Below are 565 nucleotides of genomic sequence, written 5' to 3' on the forward strand. Positions count from 1 at the left end.
ACCCGCAATCACCGTTCCATCTTTGCCAAGGCGACGAACTTTTCGTGCATTGCCTTTCATAATTGTTTGCCCAAGTGAGACCTGACCATCACCGGCCATCACGACTTTACCACCTTTTCGTACAGTCATAATAGTTGTACCATACATTATATCTGGCTTATGTTCTGCCATAAGGAGACTCCTTAATATTGATCTTTGTTCTTAAATATTGATTTCTTTCCATCAAATGTAAAATCCAATCACTATTGTCTCTATTTAAGAACATATAACGCAAAACACAATGTTTTAGCACTATAACAATTTGCTGAAATGAAAAAAATGATATCGTTGTTATCAATGCAAATTGTTGTTAAACAGTTTTTATAAGCAGTTTACTTCTAAGGAAAAAATATGAAAAAAATAGCAATAGGGACATTGGGAGGAACCATTGCAATGGCTGAAAACAATTTTGGCCAAATGCAACCAACATTGACTTCAGATATCCTCATTAAAAGTGTTCCAGAATTAAATAAAGTTGCTCATATTCACGCACAAACACTGACACAATTACCAAGTGGATCTTTAT

Annotated in this window: 1 protein-coding gene and 1 pseudogene; one reads left to right on the plus strand and one right to left on the minus strand. The window is 34.7% G+C overall.

Annotated elements, in window-relative coordinates; all coding sequences use genetic code 11:
• Window positions 1–171 (minus strand): annotated as a pseudogene (locus ACFIM8_RS09425) (HslU--HslV peptidase proteolytic subunit); the annotation flags it as partial.
• A gap of 219 nt (window positions 172–390) precedes the next feature.
• Here ACFIM8_RS09425 and ACFIM8_RS09430 point away from each other — a divergent pair.
• On the plus strand, window positions 391–565 hold a 175-nt coding region (locus ACFIM8_RS09430), incomplete at its 3' end, for an asparaginase domain-containing protein (RefSeq protein ID WP_375614864.1).

Source organism: Bartonella sp. AC535YNZD (genome assembly GCF_042196625.1).
In the GTDB taxonomy this organism is placed as follows: domain Bacteria; phylum Pseudomonadota; class Alphaproteobacteria; order Rhizobiales; family Rhizobiaceae; genus Bartonella.